9 protein-coding genes are annotated in these 17112 nt (G+C 73.4%); 3 read left to right on the forward strand and 6 right to left on the reverse strand.

What is annotated here, in order from left to right; genetic code table 11:
* Window positions 1-10: 10 nt before the first annotated feature.
* The 3 genes from IA22_RS0113035 to IA22_RS0113045 all read right to left on the reverse strand — a co-directional run bounded on the left by IA22_RS0113035 (window position 11) and on the right by IA22_RS0113045 (window position 7740).
* Entirely contained in the window at window positions 11-3505 is a 3495-nt protein-coding gene (locus tag IA22_RS0113035) for an ATP-dependent DNA helicase (protein ID WP_030123687.1), read from the reverse strand.
* Window positions 3506-3565: 60 nt separating this feature from the next.
* Complete coding sequence (locus IA22_RS0113040) at window positions 3566-7036, reverse strand: ATP-dependent helicase (RefSeq protein ID WP_030123688.1); 3471 nt, start codon at window positions 7034-7036, stop codon at window positions 3566-3568.
* A 293-nt stretch (window positions 7037-7329) separates the two neighbouring features.
* Window positions 7330-7740 (reverse strand): MGMT family protein, encoded by a 411-nt coding sequence (locus IA22_RS0113045; protein WP_030123689.1) that lies wholly within the window; start codon window positions 7738-7740, stop codon window positions 7330-7332.
* A gap of 216 nt (window positions 7741-7956) precedes the next feature.
* Between IA22_RS0113045 and IA22_RS0113050 the strand changes: the two genes are divergently transcribed.
* The 3 genes from IA22_RS0113050 (at window position 7957) to IA22_RS0113060 (ending at window position 13991) form a co-directional block, all read left to right on the forward strand.
* Entirely contained in the window at window positions 7957-10701 is a 2745-nt protein-coding gene (locus IA22_RS0113050) for a lysylphosphatidylglycerol synthase domain-containing protein (protein WP_014154201.1), read from the forward strand.
* A gap of 76 nt (window positions 10702-10777) precedes the next feature.
* The gene (locus IA22_RS0113055; protein WP_014154202.1) at window positions 10778-12373 is read left to right on the forward strand and encodes an alpha/beta hydrolase; all 1596 of its coding nucleotides are present in this window, start codon (window positions 10778-10780) and stop codon (window positions 12371-12373) included.
* Window positions 12374-12452: 79 nt separating this feature from the next.
* Window positions 12453-13991 (forward strand): alpha/beta hydrolase, encoded by a 1539-nt coding sequence (locus tag IA22_RS0113060; RefSeq protein ID WP_030123690.1) that lies wholly within the window; start codon window positions 12453-12455, stop codon window positions 13989-13991.
* A gap of 68 nt (window positions 13992-14059) precedes the next feature.
* Here the strand turns inward: IA22_RS0113060 and moeZ are convergent, their stop codons facing one another.
* The 3 genes from moeZ to IA22_RS0113075 form a co-directional block, all read right to left on the reverse strand.
* A complete protein-coding gene (gene moeZ / locus IA22_RS0113065; RefSeq protein WP_014154204.1) occupies window positions 14060-15238 on the reverse strand; it encodes an adenylyltransferase/sulfurtransferase MoeZ in 1179 nt (392 codons plus the stop codon).
* Window positions 15239-15322: 84 nt separating this feature from the next.
* On the reverse strand, window positions 15323-16150 hold the full coding sequence (locus tag IA22_RS0113070; RefSeq protein WP_030123691.1) for a spherulation-specific family 4 protein: 828 nt from the start codon (window positions 16148-16150) through the stop codon (window positions 15323-15325).
* Entirely contained in the window at window positions 16138-17103 is a 966-nt protein-coding gene (locus IA22_RS0113075) for an NAD-dependent epimerase/dehydratase family protein (protein WP_014154206.1), read from the reverse strand. The genes IA22_RS0113070 and IA22_RS0113075 overlap by 13 nt, the downstream gene beginning before the upstream one ends.
* Window positions 17104-17112 lie beyond the last annotated feature (9 nt).

Below are 17112 nucleotides of genomic sequence, written 5' to 3' on the forward strand. Positions count from 1 at the left end.
GCTCATGAGCCTATCGGCCCCGCGGAGGTGACTCGTCCAGCAGGAGCTTCTCCAGTTCCTCCCGGCCCGGCAGCCCGGTGGGGCGGGACGTCTCCCCGGTGCGCACGTAGAGGAAGGTCGCGGCGACCGCCTCCAGCGGCAGTCCGTGCAGTTCGGCCCAGGCCAGCCGGTAGACGGCGAGCTGGAGGGGGTCGGCCGTGCGGTGCCGGGAGGTCTTCCAGTCGACGATCTCGTACGTGTCACCCGTGCGGTACACGGCGTCGATCCGGCCGCGGATCACACGGCCGGCGAGCGTGATCTGGAACGGGATCTCGACGCCGTGCGGGGTGCGCCGGGCGTACGAGGTGCGCTCGAAGGCCTCCTTGAGATCGGCGAGGTCCCGTTCGTCGGCGATCTCCGCGTCGTTCTCGTCGCCTCCCGGGAGTTCGTCCGGTCCCAGCATGGGCAGCGGCAGTTCCTCGAACCGGGACTCCACCCAGGCGTGGAAGCGGGTGCCCCTGCGCGCGGCGGGCTGCGGGGGGCGCGGCATCGGGCGGGCGAGCTCCCGCGCGAAGCCCTCGGGATCGTCGGCGAGGTGCAGGAGCTGGGTCGCGGAGAGCGTGGCGGGCACGACGACGTCGCGCACCGCGGCGCGGGCACGGCGCAGCTCACCGGCGAGGGCGTCGAGGTCGCGGTCCCAGGAGGCGAGGGTGCGCGACTCCTCGGGGGTGAGGCCCGCGTCGGCCGGGGTGCGGGCGGCCGGGACGTGCGGTGCGGCGGGGGCGTCCCGGGGCGGGGGCGGCCCCCCACGGCCCGGGTCCTCCTCGCAGTCCGGGTACGGGTCGTCGTACGGGGCGTCCGCGTCGTCGTACGGCGGCTCGTCGTACGGCGGCTCGTCGTCCTCGAAGGGGGGCGGCTCGTCGTCGTACGGCGGCTCGTGTGCGGGTCGCGGGCGCCCGCCGGGGGCGGTCCGCCCGTACTCCTCCGGCACGGTGTCCGGGACGGGTGCGGCCGCCAGGGCCTCCAGGTGCGCCAGCACCGTGTCCCTGGCGGCCCTGCGGCGGGCCATGGCGGTGTCGTCGAGCGGGAGCGGCCAGGGCTGGTCGGCGCCCTCGTCCCGCAGCGCCGGGTTCTCCTCGTCCTCGCCGGGTTCGTCCGCCCACACCTCGATCTCGCCGTGTCCGGCCGCGCAGTGCTCGTACAGCGCGTCCAGGAAGACGGACGGGCCGCGGGGCTTCTTCTGGGACGGGCCCCACCAGTGGCCGGAGCCGAGCAGCAGGCTGCGGGGCCGGGTGAAGGTGACGTAGCCGAGGCGGAGCTCCTCGGTGTGCTGATGCCCCTTCATCTCCGCCTTGAAAGCCGCGAGCCCTCTGGCGTCGAAGGTGTCGAGCACCGGCAGCGTGGGCGCGTCGCCGCGCAGGGCGTGCGGGAGGACCTGGGACTGCGAGGTCCACGCGTCCCGGGACCGGGTGCTGGGGAACTGGCCGCCGACCAGGCCGGGGACGGCGACGACGTCCCACTCCAGGCCCTTGGACTTGTGCGCGGTGAGGACCTTGACGGTGTTCTCGCCGCCGGGCAGGGCGTTGTCGAGGCCCTTCTCGTACTGGGCGGCGGTGCGCAGGAAGCCGAGGAAGGCGAGCAGGGTCGCTTCCCCGTCCACCGCCGCGAATCCGGCCGCGACGTCCAGGAAGTTGGCGAGGGTCTCCCGGCGGCGTGCGGCCAGGGCGTGCGGGGACGCCGAGAGCTCCACCTCCAGGCCGGTGGTCGCGAGGACGCGGTGCAGTACGTCCATGAGGGGGTCGGCCAGCGAACGGCGCAGGTCGCGCAGTTCGGTGGCGAGACGGGCGAAGCGGACGCGTGCCTCCGCGGAGAACGGCAGCCGGTCGTCCTCCGCGCCGCCGGACTCAAGGAAGGTGTCGAGGGCGTCGGCCAGCGAGATCACCTCGGCCGGGTCGGTCCCCTCGACGGCATCCGCCAGACGCCGGTCCGGATCGGTGTCCTCGTCCCCCGGCGCGGTGCGGTGGACGAGGACGCGGGCGCGGCGCCCCAGCAGGGCGAGGTCGCGTGGTCCGATGCGCCAGCGGGGTCCGGTCAGCAGCCGGACCAGGGAGGCGTTCGCCCCGGGGTCCTGCAGCACCTCGCAGACGGCGACGAGGTCGGCGACCTCGGGGAGGTGCAGGAGTCCGGAGAGTCCGACGACCTCGACCGGGATGTCTCGGGCGACCAGGGCGGCCTGGATGCGGGGGAAGTCTCCCGCGGTCCGGCACAGGACGGCGATCTCCCCGGGAGCCGTACCGGTCCTCACGAGGTGGGCGAGCGAGTCGCCGAGCCAGTCGATCTCCTCGGCGTGGGTGGCCAGCAGGGCGCACCGGACCGTGCCGTCCCGTTCGGCTCCGGGGGCGGGGCGCAGTGCCTCGACCCCCTCGTGCATGGCGCGCAGGGGTTCGGCGAGGCCGTTCGCGAGGTGCAGGAGGCGGCCGCCGCTGCGGCGGTTCTCACTGAGGGAGTAGCGGGTGGCCGGCGTGCCGTCGGCGTGCGGGAAGTGGTGCGGGAAGTCGTCGAGGTTGGCCACGGAGGCGCCGCGCCATCCGTAGATCGCCTGACAGGGGTCGCCGACGGCTGTGACGGCGTGTCCTGCCGTGCCGTCGCCGCCTCCGCCGCCGAAGAGCGCGGCCAGGAGCAGCCGCTGGGCCACGGAGGTGTCCTGGTACTCGTCGAGCAGGACGACCCGGAACTCGTCGCGCAGGAGGGTGCCGACCTCGGGCCGGGTCAGGGCGAGCTCGGCGGAGAGGGCGATCTGGTCGCCGAAGTCGAGGAGGTCCCGGCTTCGCTTGGCCGTCCGGTAGCGCCGGGTCAGTCCGAGGAGTTCGCGGCGGGCCCCGGCCGTCTCGGGGATCTTGCGCAGCTCGGCGTTGGTGAGCCTGGCCGTCTCCAGTCCCCGCAGGAGTTCCGTGTCGTACTCCAGGAGCTCCTCGGGGCGTACGAGGTGCTCGGCGAGCTCCGCGTCCAGGGCGAGCAGGTCGCTGACGAGGGTGGGGAAGGACCGGGTCAGCGCCGGGTAGGGGCCCGGCGCCTCGCGCAGCACCCGGGCCGCGAGCTGGTAGCGGGTGGCGTCCGCGAGGAGACGGCTGGTGGGTTCGAGGCCGATCCGCAGACCGTGGTCGGTGAGGAGCCGGCCGGCGAAGGCGTGGTACGTGGAGATGCTGGGCTCGCCCGGGGGGTTGTCCGGGTCGAGGACGTCCGGGTCGGTGACGCCCGCGGCGACGAGGGCCCTGCGGACGCGTTCGGCGAGCTCACCGGCGGCCTTGTTCGTGAAGGTCAGGCCGAGGACCTGCTCGGGGGCGACCTGTCCGGTGCCGACCAGCCACACCACCCGGGCCGCCATCACCGTGGTCTTCCCGGAACCCGCTCCGGCCACGATCACCTGCGGGGCGGGCGGCGCGGTGATGCAGGCCGTCTGCTCCGGGGTGAAGGGGATCCCGAGGAGCTCCTTGAGCTGCTCGGGATCGGTGATTCGGGAGGACACTCCACAGAGGCTAACCGGACGGACCGACAACGCCGTCCCGCACGGATTCCGCCGGAAAGATCATTCGATGATCTGACGTCCTTCGGGCTGCGCGCTGCACGACGCCTTGAAGGCGCAGTGGGTGCAGTGCTGGCCGGTCGTGGGGGTGAACCGTTCGTCCAGGACCCGTCCCGCCGCCGTGGCCAGCAGGTCGGAGACCCATGCGCCGGAGAGGGGCTCCTGGGCCTGCACCTTGGGGAGGGCGTCGCCGCCCTCCTTCTTCGGGGCGGGCTGCCGCAACTGGACGAGTTCGGCGCCTCCGGCATCCGGGCGCCGGCCGTCGAAGACCTCGTCGACGGCCCCTTCCCTGACGGCCAGCTGGTACACGGCGAGCTGGGGGTGCGCGGCCACCTCGTCCTTGGTCGGGGCCCCCTTGCCGGTCTTGAAGTCGACGACGTACGCCCGCCCCTCGGCGTCCCGCTCGACCCTGTCCATGGAGCCACGGATGCGTACGGCGTACTCGCCCGCTTCGAGGGTGACGTCGAAGTCGTGCTCGCTGGCCGTGGGGGTGCGCCCGGCGCGGTCCATGACGTGCCAGCGCAGGAAGCGTTCCAGGGCGGCCCGGGCGTGGTCCTTCTCCTGCTGCGACTTCCAGGGGGCGTCGAACACGAGGCCGTCCCACACGGAGTCCAGTCGTTCCATCAGGACGTCCAGGTCGGCGGCGGTGCGGCCGGAGGCCACCTCGTCGGCGAGCACGTGGACCACGTTGCCGAAGCCCTGGGCGGCCGTCGCGGGGGCGTCCGCCTTCACCTCACGGCCCAGGAACCACTGGAGGGCACAGGTGTTGGCGAGCTGGTCGAGCGCGCTCCCCGAGAGGGCGACGGGGCGGTCCCTGTCGCGCAGCGGGACCTCGGAGCGGGTCGGTTCGTTCAGCCCCCACCAGCGGTGCGGGTGGGCCGCCGGCACGAGCGGCTGGTCCTCGTCGTCGGTGAGCGCCGCCAGCCGGGCGAGCCGGCGTGCGGCCGCGTCGCGCAGGGCCTCCGAGGCACCGGGGTCGACGGTCGTCGCCCGGAGCTCGGCGACGAGCGAGGCCACCGCCAGGGGGCGGCGGGGCCGTCCGGTGACGTCCCGGGGCTCGGTCCCGAGCTCGGTGAGGAAGCGGGACGGCTGGTCGCCGTCGTCGGCGGGTGCCTTCACCGCGGTGACGACCAGGCGCTCCCGGGCCCGGGTGGCGGCCACGTAGAACAGGCGGCGTTCCTCGGCGAGGAGCGCCCCGGGGGTGAGCGGTTCGGCCAGGCCGTCGCGTCCGATCCGGTCCGCCTCCAGGAGGGATCCGCGGCGGCGCAGGTCGGGCCAGAGCCCTTCCTGCACCCCGGCGACGACCACCAGGCGCCATTCGAGGCCCTTGGAGCGGTGCGCGGTCATGAGGCGCACGGCGTCGGGACGGACGGCACGCCGGGAGAGGGTGTCGGCGGCGATGTCCTGGGCGTCGACCTCTTCCAGGAAGTTGAGCGCGCCCCGCCCGCCGGTCCGCTCCTCCGCCCGGGCCGCGGTGTCGAAGAGGGCGCACACGGCGTCGAGGTCCCGGTCGGCGTTCCGGCCGCCCGCGCCGCCCCGCAGCGCGGCCCGCTCCAGCCGGCCGGGCCAGGGGGTGCCGTTCCAGAGGGTCCACAGGGCCTCTTCCGCGGTGCCGCCGCCTTCGAGGAGTTCGCGGGCCTTGCGCAGGAGCGCACCGAGGCGCTGGGCTCCGCGGGCGTACGCCGGGTCGTGGGTGACCAGGCGTTCGGGCTCGGCGAGCGCCCGCGCCAGCAGGTATCCGGACGGCGGCGGCACCCGGTTCCCGGCGGCCCGCTCCTCGTCGCGCAGGGCCCGGCCGAGCCGGCGCAGGTCGGCGGCGTCCATGGAGCCGAGGGGCGAGGCGAGCAGGGTGAGGGCGGTCTCGGTGTCCAGGCCGCCGGGCGCCACGTCGTAGCCGTCGGCCGTCCCCGCGCCGCGGCCGCCGTCCGTCCCGGTGCCGCGGCCGCCGGATCCCGTGTCGTCGCTCACGTCACCGGCCGGGGCCTCCCCGGCCTCCGGGTCCTCCTCCACGGCCTCCGCGCTGTCCGGGTCCTCCGGCGCGCCGAGGTGGAGCGCCGCCGTGGCGACGGTGCGCAGGGCGGTCAGGAGCGGCGCGACGGCCGGCTCGTGGCGCAGGGGGAGGTCGTCGCCGTCGATCTCCAGGGGGACTCCGGCGGAGGTGAGCGCCCGGCGCACGGCGGGGATCGAACGGCCGCCGGCGCGGACGAGTACCGCCATGTCCCTCCAGGGCACGCCCTCCTCCAGGTGGGCGCGCCGGAGCAGATCGGCGATGTTCTCCAGCTCGGTGGAGAGCGTCGGATAGGTGTACGCCTCCACGCGCCCGCCTTCGCGCACGGCGGACAGCTCGCGGTGGGCGCGGACCTTGTCCGAGGGCAGGCGGGTGAGGGGCATCCGGCGGGTGAGCAGCCGGGTGGCCTCCAGGAGGTGCGCGCCGGAGCGGCGCGAGGTGGTGAGGACCCCGACGGGGGCGGGCTCGCCGTCGGCCCGGCGGAAGGTGTCGGGGAAGTCGAGGATGCCGTTCACGTCGGCGCCCCGGAACGCGTAGATCGACTGGTCGGGATCGCCGAAGGCGATCAGTGTCCGGCCGCCGCCGGTTCCCGGAGCCGTGCTCCCCCGGTTCCCGGCCAGCGCGTGCAGCAGGCGCACCTGTGCGGGGTCGGTGTCCTGGTACTCGTCGACGAACACGGCGTCGTAGTTCCGGGCCAGCTGCGCCGCCACCTCGGGGCGCTCGGCGAGCAGGACCGCCCGGTGGACGAGTTCGGCGTAGTCGAGGACGCCCTGGGCGTCCAGGACGTCGAGGTACTCGGCGAGGAACTGGGCGGCGGCGCTCCAGTCCGGGCGGCCCGTGCGGCGGGCGAAGGCGGCCAGCGCGTCGGGGCCGAGACCCAGCTCACGGCTGCGGGCCAGCACCGCGCGCACCTCGTCGGCGAAGCCACGGGTCGTGAGGCACGCCCGCAGTTCGCCGGGCCAGCGGACATGGGCCAGCCCGGCCTGCTCAAGGCCGAGCTGGCCGGCCAGGAGCTCACGGACGGTGACGTCCTGCTCGGGCCCGGAGAGCAGGCGCAGCGGATCGGCGAAGAGGTCGGCGTCCTGGTGTGCGCGGACCAGGGCGTAGCAGTAGGAGTGGAAGGTGGTGGCCTGCGGGCCCCTGGTGCCGCCGAGGCGGGCCGCCATCCTGTCGCGGAGTTCGACGGCCGCCTTGCGGCTGAAGGTGAGGACGAGGATCCGGGCGGGATCGGTCCCCCCGGCCACGCGCCGGGCGACCGCCTCCACCAGCGTCGTGGTCTTTCCGGTGCCCGGCCCGGCCAGGACGAGGAGCGGCCCGTCCCGGTGGTCAACCACGGCGCGTTGCGGTGCGTCCAGGAGAGGGGGGTCCACGGAACCCGGCGGCGTGCGCACCAGCCGGTACGCGCCCGGGGCCCGCCGCCGTGCCTGACGGTGCGGGCTGTTCCGGGTGGTGAAGGAGGAACTCACGTGGATCGCCGGTCCTGAAGGGTGTTCTCGGGTCCGCCCGGTGGCCGGGGCCGCGGTGTGACGGCCCGGTGCGGAGGCTGCGGGTGAAGGAAGGTGCCGGGTCCGGAGGGGCCCGGCCGTGACGCGTACGGATGAGGGAGCGGAGCGTGCCGCGTGGGGACGACGCTACGCCGTCGGCGGGGCGGACAGCGGGCGGTGGGCCGCGTCCCTCGTCACAGCCGCGCTCCGGTTCGCCGGTCCGTGCTGCTCAGCGGCACGGCGCCTGTCCCGGCGGGGCGCGATGGCGGAAGCTGTCAGGTGTGAGCTTCGTCGCCCGGGCCACCGGTCACGCCGTCCCATCTGGCCCGCTTCATGTCGAGGCGCGGAACGTGCCCGTCCGCGTCGCGCGGGGCCGCCCGCAGCGGGGTGCCCTCCTCGCGGTAGTGGCCGAGCGCCTGCAGTTCGTGGCCCGGCAGCAGCGTCCCGTCGGCCCGCACCACACGCCACCAGGCCGCCGCGGAGCCGTACAGGGCCATCACCCGGCCGACCTGCCTCGGCCCGCCCTCGCCCAGCCACTCCGCGACGTCGCCGTACGTCATGACGCGGCCGGGCGGGACGAGGTCCGCCACGTCCAGGACCCGCTCGGCGTAGACGGGCAGCTCGGCGATCACGGGGTCGGCCGGTCCGGCCCCTGTCCGGCTGTCACTCGTCCGGTCTTCGCTCATCCGTCCCATCCTGCCGTACGCCACCGACAACGCGTCCTGCCCGGTGTCGTCCTCGTCACACACCGTGCGCACGGGGGCGGAGCAGCGTATGTTGCGCATCGCGCCCGCGCAATGCACCCTGATGCCCCCCTCTGTCTGCAGGCCGTGCCACCATCATGCGGGCGGTGACCGGTGATACGAGACCACGAAGATTCTTCAGAGGCTAAGGAGCAGGGCGTGCAGCCACCGAAGGCGGCGGACGCCTCCGACGCCGAGCCGCGTCCCGACGCCCCCGATGTCCCCGGTGCCCCCGGCGGCGGGGACACGTCGGGGTCGACCGCACCGTCCGGGGAGCACCTCTCGGGTTCGACCCTGGCACCGGCCGACGGCCTGACCGACCGGGTCTCGGGCGACGAGCCGCTGCTGCCCGCCCGGGTCCACCGCCCCTCCGATCTGCTGAGGCTCCTCGTCGGGGTGCTCGCGATCGCTCTGCTGTTCTCCATCGCCGCCTTCGCCCAGGGGACCACCACCGGCCTCGAGGACGACATCTCCAAGGGCACCGACCAGGCGCCCGACCTGCTGATCAAGCTGGCCGGCCTGGTGTCCAGCATCGCCGTTCTCCTCGTACCGGTCGCCTTCGCGATCGAACGTCTGGTGAAACGCGACGGGCTGCGGATCGCGGACGGGGTGCTCGCCGCAGTCCTGGCCCACGGAGTGACCCTGGCCACCGACCTCTGGGTCGCGAGGTCGGCCTCGGGAACGATCCGGGACGCCCTGACCCAGCCCCAGCCGGGGGACGCGCTCACCGACCCCGTGCACGGGTACCTCGCGCCGGTCATCGCCTACATGACGGCGGTGGGCATGGCCCGCAGACCCCGGTGGCGGGTCGTGCTCTGGGTGGTGCTGCTCCTCGACGCCTTCGCGATGCTGGTCGGCGGCTACACCACCCCGTTCTCGATCGTCCTCACCGTGCTGATCGGCTGGACCGTGGCGTACGGCACCCTGTACGCCGTCGGCTCGCCGAACGTCCGCCCGACCGGCCAGCACCTGATGGCCGGTCTGCGGCACGTCGGCTTCCGCCCGGTCGCCGCCATGCGCGCGGAGGACGCCCCCGACAACATCGACCAGATCGACCGCGGCCGCCGCTATCTGGTGACCCTGGAGGACGGGCCCCCGCTGGACGTCACGGTCGTCGACCGGGAACAGCAGGCCCAGGGCTTCTTCTACCGGGTGTGGCGCAGGCTCACCCTGCGCAGCATCACCCAGCGCCGCTCCATCCAGTCCCTGCGGCAGGCCCTGGAGCAGGAAGCCCTCCTCGCGTACGCGGCGATCGCCGCCGGGGCCAACGCACCCAAGCTGATCGCCACCTCCGAACTCGGGCCCGACGCCGTGATGCTCGTGTACGAGCACATCGGGGGACGCTCGCTGGACGCCCTGGAGGACGAGGAGATCACCGACGAACTGGTGCGGGGCGCCTGGCGGCAGGTGCGGGCGCTCCAGTCGCGCCGGATCGCGCACCGCAGGCTCACCGGGGACGCCATCCTGGTGGATCGTTCCGGCACGGTGTTCGTCACGGACCTGCGAGGCGGCGAGATCGCGGCGGGTGACCTGATCCTCCGCATGGACGTCGCCCAGCTGCTCACCACCACCGGGCTGAGGGTGGGCGCCGAACGGGCCGTGGCCGGGGCGCTCGCCGTGCTCGGGCCCGACGCGGTGGCGGACTGCCTGCCGCTGCTCCAGCCCATCGCGCTGAGCCGCTCCACCCGGGCGACGCTGCGCAGGCTCGCGCGGGAGCGTTCGCAGCGTGAGCGTGAGGCGGTGCTGGAGGCCTCGGAGGCGGCCAAGCAGGCCAAGGCGGAGGAGCACGACACCGCGGCCAACGACCGCAAGGCCGTCCGGAAGTCGCAGCGCACGGAGAAGCAGGCCGAGAAGCGGGCGATCGACGACGCCCTGGAAGAGGCCCGCGAGGAGGACATGCTGGCGCAGATCCGCCGGCAGGTGCTGCTGATCAGGCCGCAGGCGCCGGTCGAACCGGTCCGCCTGGAACGCATCAAACCGCGCACCCTCTTCAGCTTCATCGCGGGTTCGATCGCCGCCTACTTCCTGATCTCACAGGTCACCGAGGCCGACTTCGGCACGGTCGTGGAGCAGGCGGAGTGGGGCTGGGTGGCGGCAGCCCTCGGCTTCTCGGCGCTGAGCTACGTCGCCGCGGCCATGAGCCTGCTCGGTTTCGTGCCCGAGCGGGTGCCCTTCGGGAAGACCGTGCTGGCGCAGGTGGCCGGGTCGTTCGTGAAGATCGTGGCACCGGCGGCGGTCGGTGGTGTGGCGCTGAACACGCGCTTCCTGCAGCGCGCCGGGGTACGCCCCGGGCTCGCCGTAGCCAGTGTGGGCGCCTCCCAGCTGTTCGGTCTCGGGGCCCACATCCTGCTGCTCGCCCTCTTCGGGTATCTGACCGGCACGGAGAAGACCCCGGACTCGCTCACCCCGTCGAGGACGGTCATCGCGGGCCTGCTCACGGTCGCGGTGCTCGTGCTCGTGGTGACGGCGATCCCGTTCCTGCGGAAGTTCGTCGTGACCCGGGTCCGGTCGCTGTTCGCCGGCGTCGTGCCCCGCATGCTCGACGTGGTGCAGCGCCCGCAGAAGCTGATCACCGGTATCGGCGGCATGCTGCTGCTGACCGGGCTGTTCGTGCTGTGCCTCGACGCGTCGATCCGCGCCTTCAGCGGTCCCGACGTCCCGCAGCTCAGCTACGCCAGCATCGCCGTGGTCTTCCTCGCGGGCAACGCCCTCGGGTCGGCGGCGCCCACCCCGGGCGGCATGGGCGCGGTCGAGGGCGCGCTGACGCTGGGTCTGATCGCGGTGGGCCTGCCGAAGGAGGTCGCCGCCCCGGCCGTGCTCCTGTACCGCGTGATGACGCTGTGGCTGCCGGTGCTGCCCGGCTGGATCTGTTTCAACCAGCTCACCCGAAAGGGCGAGCTCTAGAACACCTGAGCGGGGCGCGCCACTCGCATGGACCGCGCCCCGCGCGTTCCTCCGTGCCCCGCCGCACGATGGGTCCATGAGGACCTCCCCCGCTCTGCGTGCCGCCGCCCTCGCCGCGACCGCCACGGTGCTCCTGCCCCTGGCGGCCTGTTCGGACGACGGTGACGGAGGCACGGGGAGCTCGACGCCCTCGTCCGCCTCGACCGCGGCCCCCACCGCGACGCCGGGAAACCTGTCCTCCCAGAAGCTCGACTGGAAGCCGTGCCCGGCCCCCAACGAGGCCCAGGGCAGCGGCACGTCCCCCTCGCCCCTCCCGGGCGGGACGACCTGGCAGTGCTCCTTCATGGACGTACCGCTCGACTACGCGGACCCGGAGGGCCGGACCATCGAACTCGCCCTCATCCGCGCGGCGTCCAGGGACCGGGGCAGGCGCATCGGATCGCTGATCTTCAACTTCGGCGGGCCGGGTGCCTCGGGCGTCGCCACGCTGCCGTCGTTCGGCACCGACTACGACTCGCTCCGCGCCCGCTACGACCTGGTGAGTTTCGACCCGCGCGGCGTCGGCCGCAGCGAAGGAGTCGAGTGCTCGGACGACGCCGCGCTCGACGCGCGCTACGAGCAGGACGGCACCCCGGACGACGCCGAGGAGGAGAAGGCGTTCGCCGAGGACCAGAAGTCGTACATCGCCGACTGCGAGGAGAACTCCGGGGACGAGCTCCCCTACGTCGGCACCACGAACGCGGCCCGCGACATGGACCTGCTGCGTCAGGTGCTCGGCGACGACAAGCTCCACTACTTCGGCATCTCGTACGGCACCGAGCTGGGCGGTGTCTACGCCCACCTCTACCCCAGGACGGTCGGCCGGGCCGTCCTGGACGCGGTCGTCGACCCCACGGAGGACTCCCTGAAGTCCTCCCTCGGCCAGGCGGAGGGCTTCCAGCTGGCCCTGGACAACTTCACCGCCGACTGCGCCGAGCGCGACGACTGCAGACTCCCCGGCGCCACCGCCCAGGAGGTGCAGGACGGGATCACCGCCCTCCTCGCGAAGCTGGAGAAGAAGCCCGTCCCGGGTCTCGGTGAACGGGAGCTGACCGAGACCCAGGCCACCACCGGCATCGCGTCGGCCCTCTACTCCAAGGAGACCTGGCCGCTGCTCGAACAGGGCATCGACGAGGCGGACGGCGGCAACGGCGGACTGCTGCTCGCGCTCGCCGACTCGCTGAACGGCCGCTCCGAGGACGGGCACTACGACAACTCCAACGCCGCCAACGCGGCCGTCAACTGCGCGGACTCCAAGCAGCGGTTCACCCTGGAACAGACCAGGAAGGCACTCCCCGCGTTCCGCAAGGCCTCCCCCGTGTTCGGCGACTACCTCGGCTGGGGGCTGATGGCCTGCACGGGCTGGCCGGTCGCGGGCGCCTGGGACACCCCCGACGTCAGCGCGCCCGGTTCGGCCCCGATCCTGGTCATCGGCAACACCGGGGACCCGGCCACGCCGTACGCCGGCGCGAAGGCGATGGCCACCGCGCTCGGCAAGGGGGTCGGGATCGAGCTCACGTACAAGGGAGAGGGCCACGGGGCGTACAACGGCGGCAGCACCTGTGTGCAGCGGACCGTGGACGCCTACCTGCTCGAAGGGAAGGTCCCGAAGTCGGGAACGGTCTGCGAATGACCGCTCGTTGGACGGCCGGGCAGTCGTGCCGCCCGGACCGTTCCGGGCGGCGGCCCCGGGACACGGGGGAGGACGCACCATGCGCGTACGCGACGGACGGGCCGGCCGGTGCGCGGCACCGGCCCTGGTCGTGCTGCTGGTCACCGCGCTCCTCGCGGGATGCGACGGCGGCCCGGCCTCACCGGGGTCGTCGAAAGGCTCGTCACAGGCGCCGGAGCGGTCCTCGGACGCCTCCGGGGCGCTGGACTGGAAGCGCTGCGCGGCGCCGGAGGACGGCACCGCACCCGGCCCCGCGTGGCGGTGCGCCACCCTCGACGTGCCACTGGACCACGCACGGCCGGACGGGAGGACCATCGGCATCGCGCTGATCCGCAAGGCGGCCACGAGGAAGAGCGCGCGGATCGGTTCCATGCTCTTCAACTTCGGCGGCCCCGGCGGCTCGGGAGTGGACACCCTGCCGCGCGCCGCCTCCGCGTACCGGGAGCTCAACACCCGCTACGACCTGGTGGGCTTCGACCCGCGCGGCGTCGCGGCCAGTTCGGGGGTCCGCTGCCGCGACGACGCCGGTCAGGAGACCGCCTACCGCCGGATCGACATGACCCCGGACACCCCGGCGGAGGAGGCCGCGTTCATCGCCGACGGCCAGGACTTCGGCGCCGGCTGCGCGCGTCTGTCCGGTCCGGTGCTCCCCCACGTGGGCACGTCGAACGCCGCCCGGGACATGGACGCGATCCGCCGGGCGCTCGGCGACGACACACTGACGTACTTCGGCATCTCGTACGGCACGGAACTCGGCGGGACCTACGCGCACCTCTTCCCGGAGAAGGCAGGCCGGATCGTCCTGGACGCCGTCGTCGACCCCACCGCGGACTCGGTGGGCCACGCCCGTAACCAGGCGAAGGGCTTCCAACGGGCCCTGGAGAACTACCTGAAGGACCGCGGCGAGGACCCGGCGGCAGGCACCCGGCGGATCACCACCCTGCTGGAGCGCCTCGACGAGGAACCGCTGCCGACCGCCTCGGGTCGCGAGCTGAACGAGTCCCTCGCCGTCATCGGCATCGTGACCCCCCTCTACTCCAGGAGCGCCTGGCCCACCCTGACGGCCGCGCTCGACGAGGCGGAGAACAGCGGCAGGGGCGACCGCCTGCTCGCACTGGCCGACTCCTACAACGGCCGTGACGAGGACGGGCACTACAGCACCCGGAGCCATTCCCAGCGGGCGATCTCCTGTGCCGACGCCAAGGCGCGGCCGACGGCGGCCGAGGCCCGTGCGCTGCTCCCCGAATTCCGGGAGCTGTCCCCGGTCTTCGGCCCGTTCCTGGCCTGGGACACGGCCGGATGGTGCGCGGGGTGGCCGGTCGAGGGGGAGCACGACACCCCGGAGGCGAGTGCCCCCGGTGCCGCCCCGATCCTGGTCATCGGCACCACCGGAGACCCCGCGACACCCTACGAGGGCGCGCGGCGGATGGCGGACGAACTCGGCGAGGGGGTCGGTGTGACGGTGACCAACAGGGGCGAGGGGCACGGCTCCTACGGCGAGAGCGACTGCGTGACCGCGCTGGTCGACGCGTACTTCCTGGACGGGAAGGTGCCGGCGGACGGACGCGTCTGCTCCTGAGGTCCGGGCACGCGAAGGGGCCGGCTCCGTGTGCCGGAGCCGGCCCCTTCGTCCGTCGTGCCGCGCGTCTAGTAGACCGGCTTCTCGGGCTCGATCTGGTTGACCCAGCCGATGACACCGCCACCGACGTGCACCGCGTCGGCGAAGCCCGCCGACTTGAGGACCGCGAGGACCTCGGCGCTGCGGACACCGGTCTTGCAGTTGAGGACGATGCGCCTGTCCTGCGGAAGGTCCTGGAGGGCGTTGCCCATCAGGAACTCGTTCTTCGGGACCAGCCGGGAGCCCGGGATCGCGACGATCTCGTACTCGTTCGGCTCACGGACGTCGATGATCTCGATCTTCTCGTCGCCGTCGATCCACTCCTTGAGCTGCTTCGGAGTGATCGTGGAACCGGCCGCCGCCTCCTGGGCCTCCTCGGACACGACGCCGCAGAAGGCCTCGTAGTCGATGAGCTCGGTGACGGTGGGGTTCTCGCCGCACACCGCGCAGTCGGGGTCCTTGCGGACCTTGACCTGGCGGTACTGCATCTCCAGCGCGTCGTAGATCATCAGACGGCCGACCAGCGGGTCGCCGATGCCGGCGAGCAGCTTGATGGCCTCGTTGACCTGGATGGAGCCGATGGACGCGCAGAGCACGCCCAGGACACCGCCCTCGGCGCAGGAGGGGACCATGCCGGGCGGGGGCGGCTCCGGGTAGAGGCAGCGGTAGCAGGGACCGTGCTCGGACCAGAAGACGGACGCCTGACCGTCGAAGCGGTAGATCGAGCCCCAGACGTACGGCTTGTTCAGCAGGACCGCGGCGTCGTTGACGAGATAGCGGGTGGCGAAGTTGTCCGTGCCGTCCACGATCAGGTCGTACTGGGCGAAGATGTCCATCACGTTGTCGGCTTCGAGCCGCTCCTCGTGAAGGACCACGTTCACCAGGGGGTTGATCCCCTGCACGGTCTCCTTGGCCGACTGGGCCTTGGACTTGCCGATGTCGGCCTGGCTGTGGATGACCTGGCGCTGCAGGTTCGACTCGTCGACCTCGTCGAACTCGACGATGCCGAGCGTGCCGACGCCGGCCGCGGCCATGTACATCAGAGCCGGCGAGCCGAGGCCGCCGGCGCCGACACAGAGCACCTTCGCGTTCTTCAGCCGCTTCTGTCCGTCCATCCCGACATCCGGGATGATCAGGTGGCGGGAGTACCTGCGGACCTCGTCGACGGTGAGCTCAGCAGCTGGCTCGACCAGGGGTGGCAGCGACACAGGAACCTCAACAATGCAGGTGGTCGGTTTCTACGTACTTCATCTACGTACGGTTGTTCTCCCGTAACACTGCCACGCCCCTCCTCATTCCGAGATACCGGGTCCGATCCGCGAGACGAATTCGTCCCAGTAGCTGGGCAGTGCCGCGAATGGGTCGGTTTGCCCCCTCGTGCCGTCCCGGTCTGTGAAGAAGATGGTGCCCGCACCCTGCCAGCGGGCGATGCGCATGGCCTCCTCCAGATGCGTGCGCGGCACGCCGTGGACGAAGTGGGCGAAGCGGCCCGGTTCGTAGGAGGCGGTCCACTCGGCCACCTGCGACCAGCGGTAGTCGGTCCAGGGGCCCCGGAAGGTGACCAGTTGGTCGGCGGCCTCGGCGTAACCCGGGTACGGGTGGGTGTCGTGCCCGAGGACGAGCAGTCCGCCCTCCTCGTCCGCGCTGTCGCTGTCCGCCAGGAGCGCGCCGAGGGTGCCGGTCAGCCGGCGGACCGCCGGGAGCCGGTCACGCCCGGCCGGGCAGTGGTCCAGGTAGAAGCCGCCGACGCGGTACCAGTCGAGGTAGGACCGGGCGTCGGCGACCAGTTCGTCGAAGGGGCGGCCGCCGAAGGCCAGGTCGATGTGGCCCAGCAGCCTGCCGCCGGACACGCGGACCGTGTCGTCCGGCGCCTCGCCGTGCAGGGCCCGTTCGCGGGCGTTGCGCAGCCGGCCGGCGGCCTCCAGACAGCCCGGGTCGGGCCGCGCGCCCGGACCGCCGTCGATGTTGAGGACGGCCCAGTGCAGCGGGGTGCCCGGCCGGCTGAGCCCGGCCCACTCGGCGGGCGCCAGCAGCGGGTGGGCGTATCCGGGCACCCCGACGCCGAGCCGTTCGGCCCCGCCGGTCCGCAGGGTGGAACCGGTACTCGTCAGATGCGGCACGCGGCCTCCATCCAGATGTCCGCGAGGGACTCCTCCAGATTGATCCGGGGGCGCCAGCCCAGCCGGTCCCGGGCGGTGCGCACGTCGGCCTGCTGCCAGGCACCGCAGCCGTCCGGGTAGGGGGACGGGGTGGCGGCCAGATGCTCCACGACCGACTCGGCGGAGGTGCGCTGGGCGCCGATGGGGAGCCTGCCGGGAGGCGTGTCCAGCTCGTGGAGCGCGCCCGCGTAACCGGCGACCCTGGCGAGGACCGCTGCGGCGTCGCGCAGTCGCACGGCCCTGCCGGTGCCGATGTTGACGACACCCTGGGCCGCGGAGAGCGAGGCGGCGTGCACGGCGCGCGCCACGTCGCGTACGTCCACGAAGTCACGCTGCACCCCGAGGCCGCTGAGCTTGAGCTCGGGGTCGCCGGTCTGCATGGCGCGGCGCATGGTCTCGGCGAGCCGGCCGAGCGGGGAGCCGGCCGGGGTCCCGGGGCCCACCGGTGAGAAGACCCGCAGCACGACCGCGTCCAGTCCGGAACCGAGGACCAGCTCGGTGGCGGCGAGCTTGCTGACGCCGTACGGGCCTCCCGGGCGGGGCACCGCGTCCTCCGCGGTGGACGAACCGGGCTGCGAGGGGCCGTACTCGGAGGCGCAGCCGACCTGGACGAGCCGCGCGCTGCACCCGCTGCGGCGCATCGCCTCGCAGACGGTGGCCACGGCGACGGTGTTGTGCCGGGTGAGGTCGCGGGCCCCGCCACGGGTGGCGCCCGCGCAGTTGACGACGACCCCGGGGTGGACGGCGTCCAGGAAGCGGGTGAGCGCTCCGGGACTGCCGCCCGCGAGGTCGAAGCGCACGTCGGCGTCGTCGCCGCGGCCGAGCGCCGTGAGGTGGACGGCGGGATCGGCGAGCAGGCGGTCGGCGACGAAGCGGCCGAGGAATCCGTTCGCTCCGAGCAGCAGAACCCTCATCGCGCGCCC

It is taken from the genome of Kitasatospora papulosa (assembly GCF_000717245.1).
Taxonomy (GTDB): domain Bacteria; phylum Actinomycetota; class Actinomycetes; order Streptomycetales; family Streptomycetaceae; genus Streptomyces; species Streptomyces papulosus.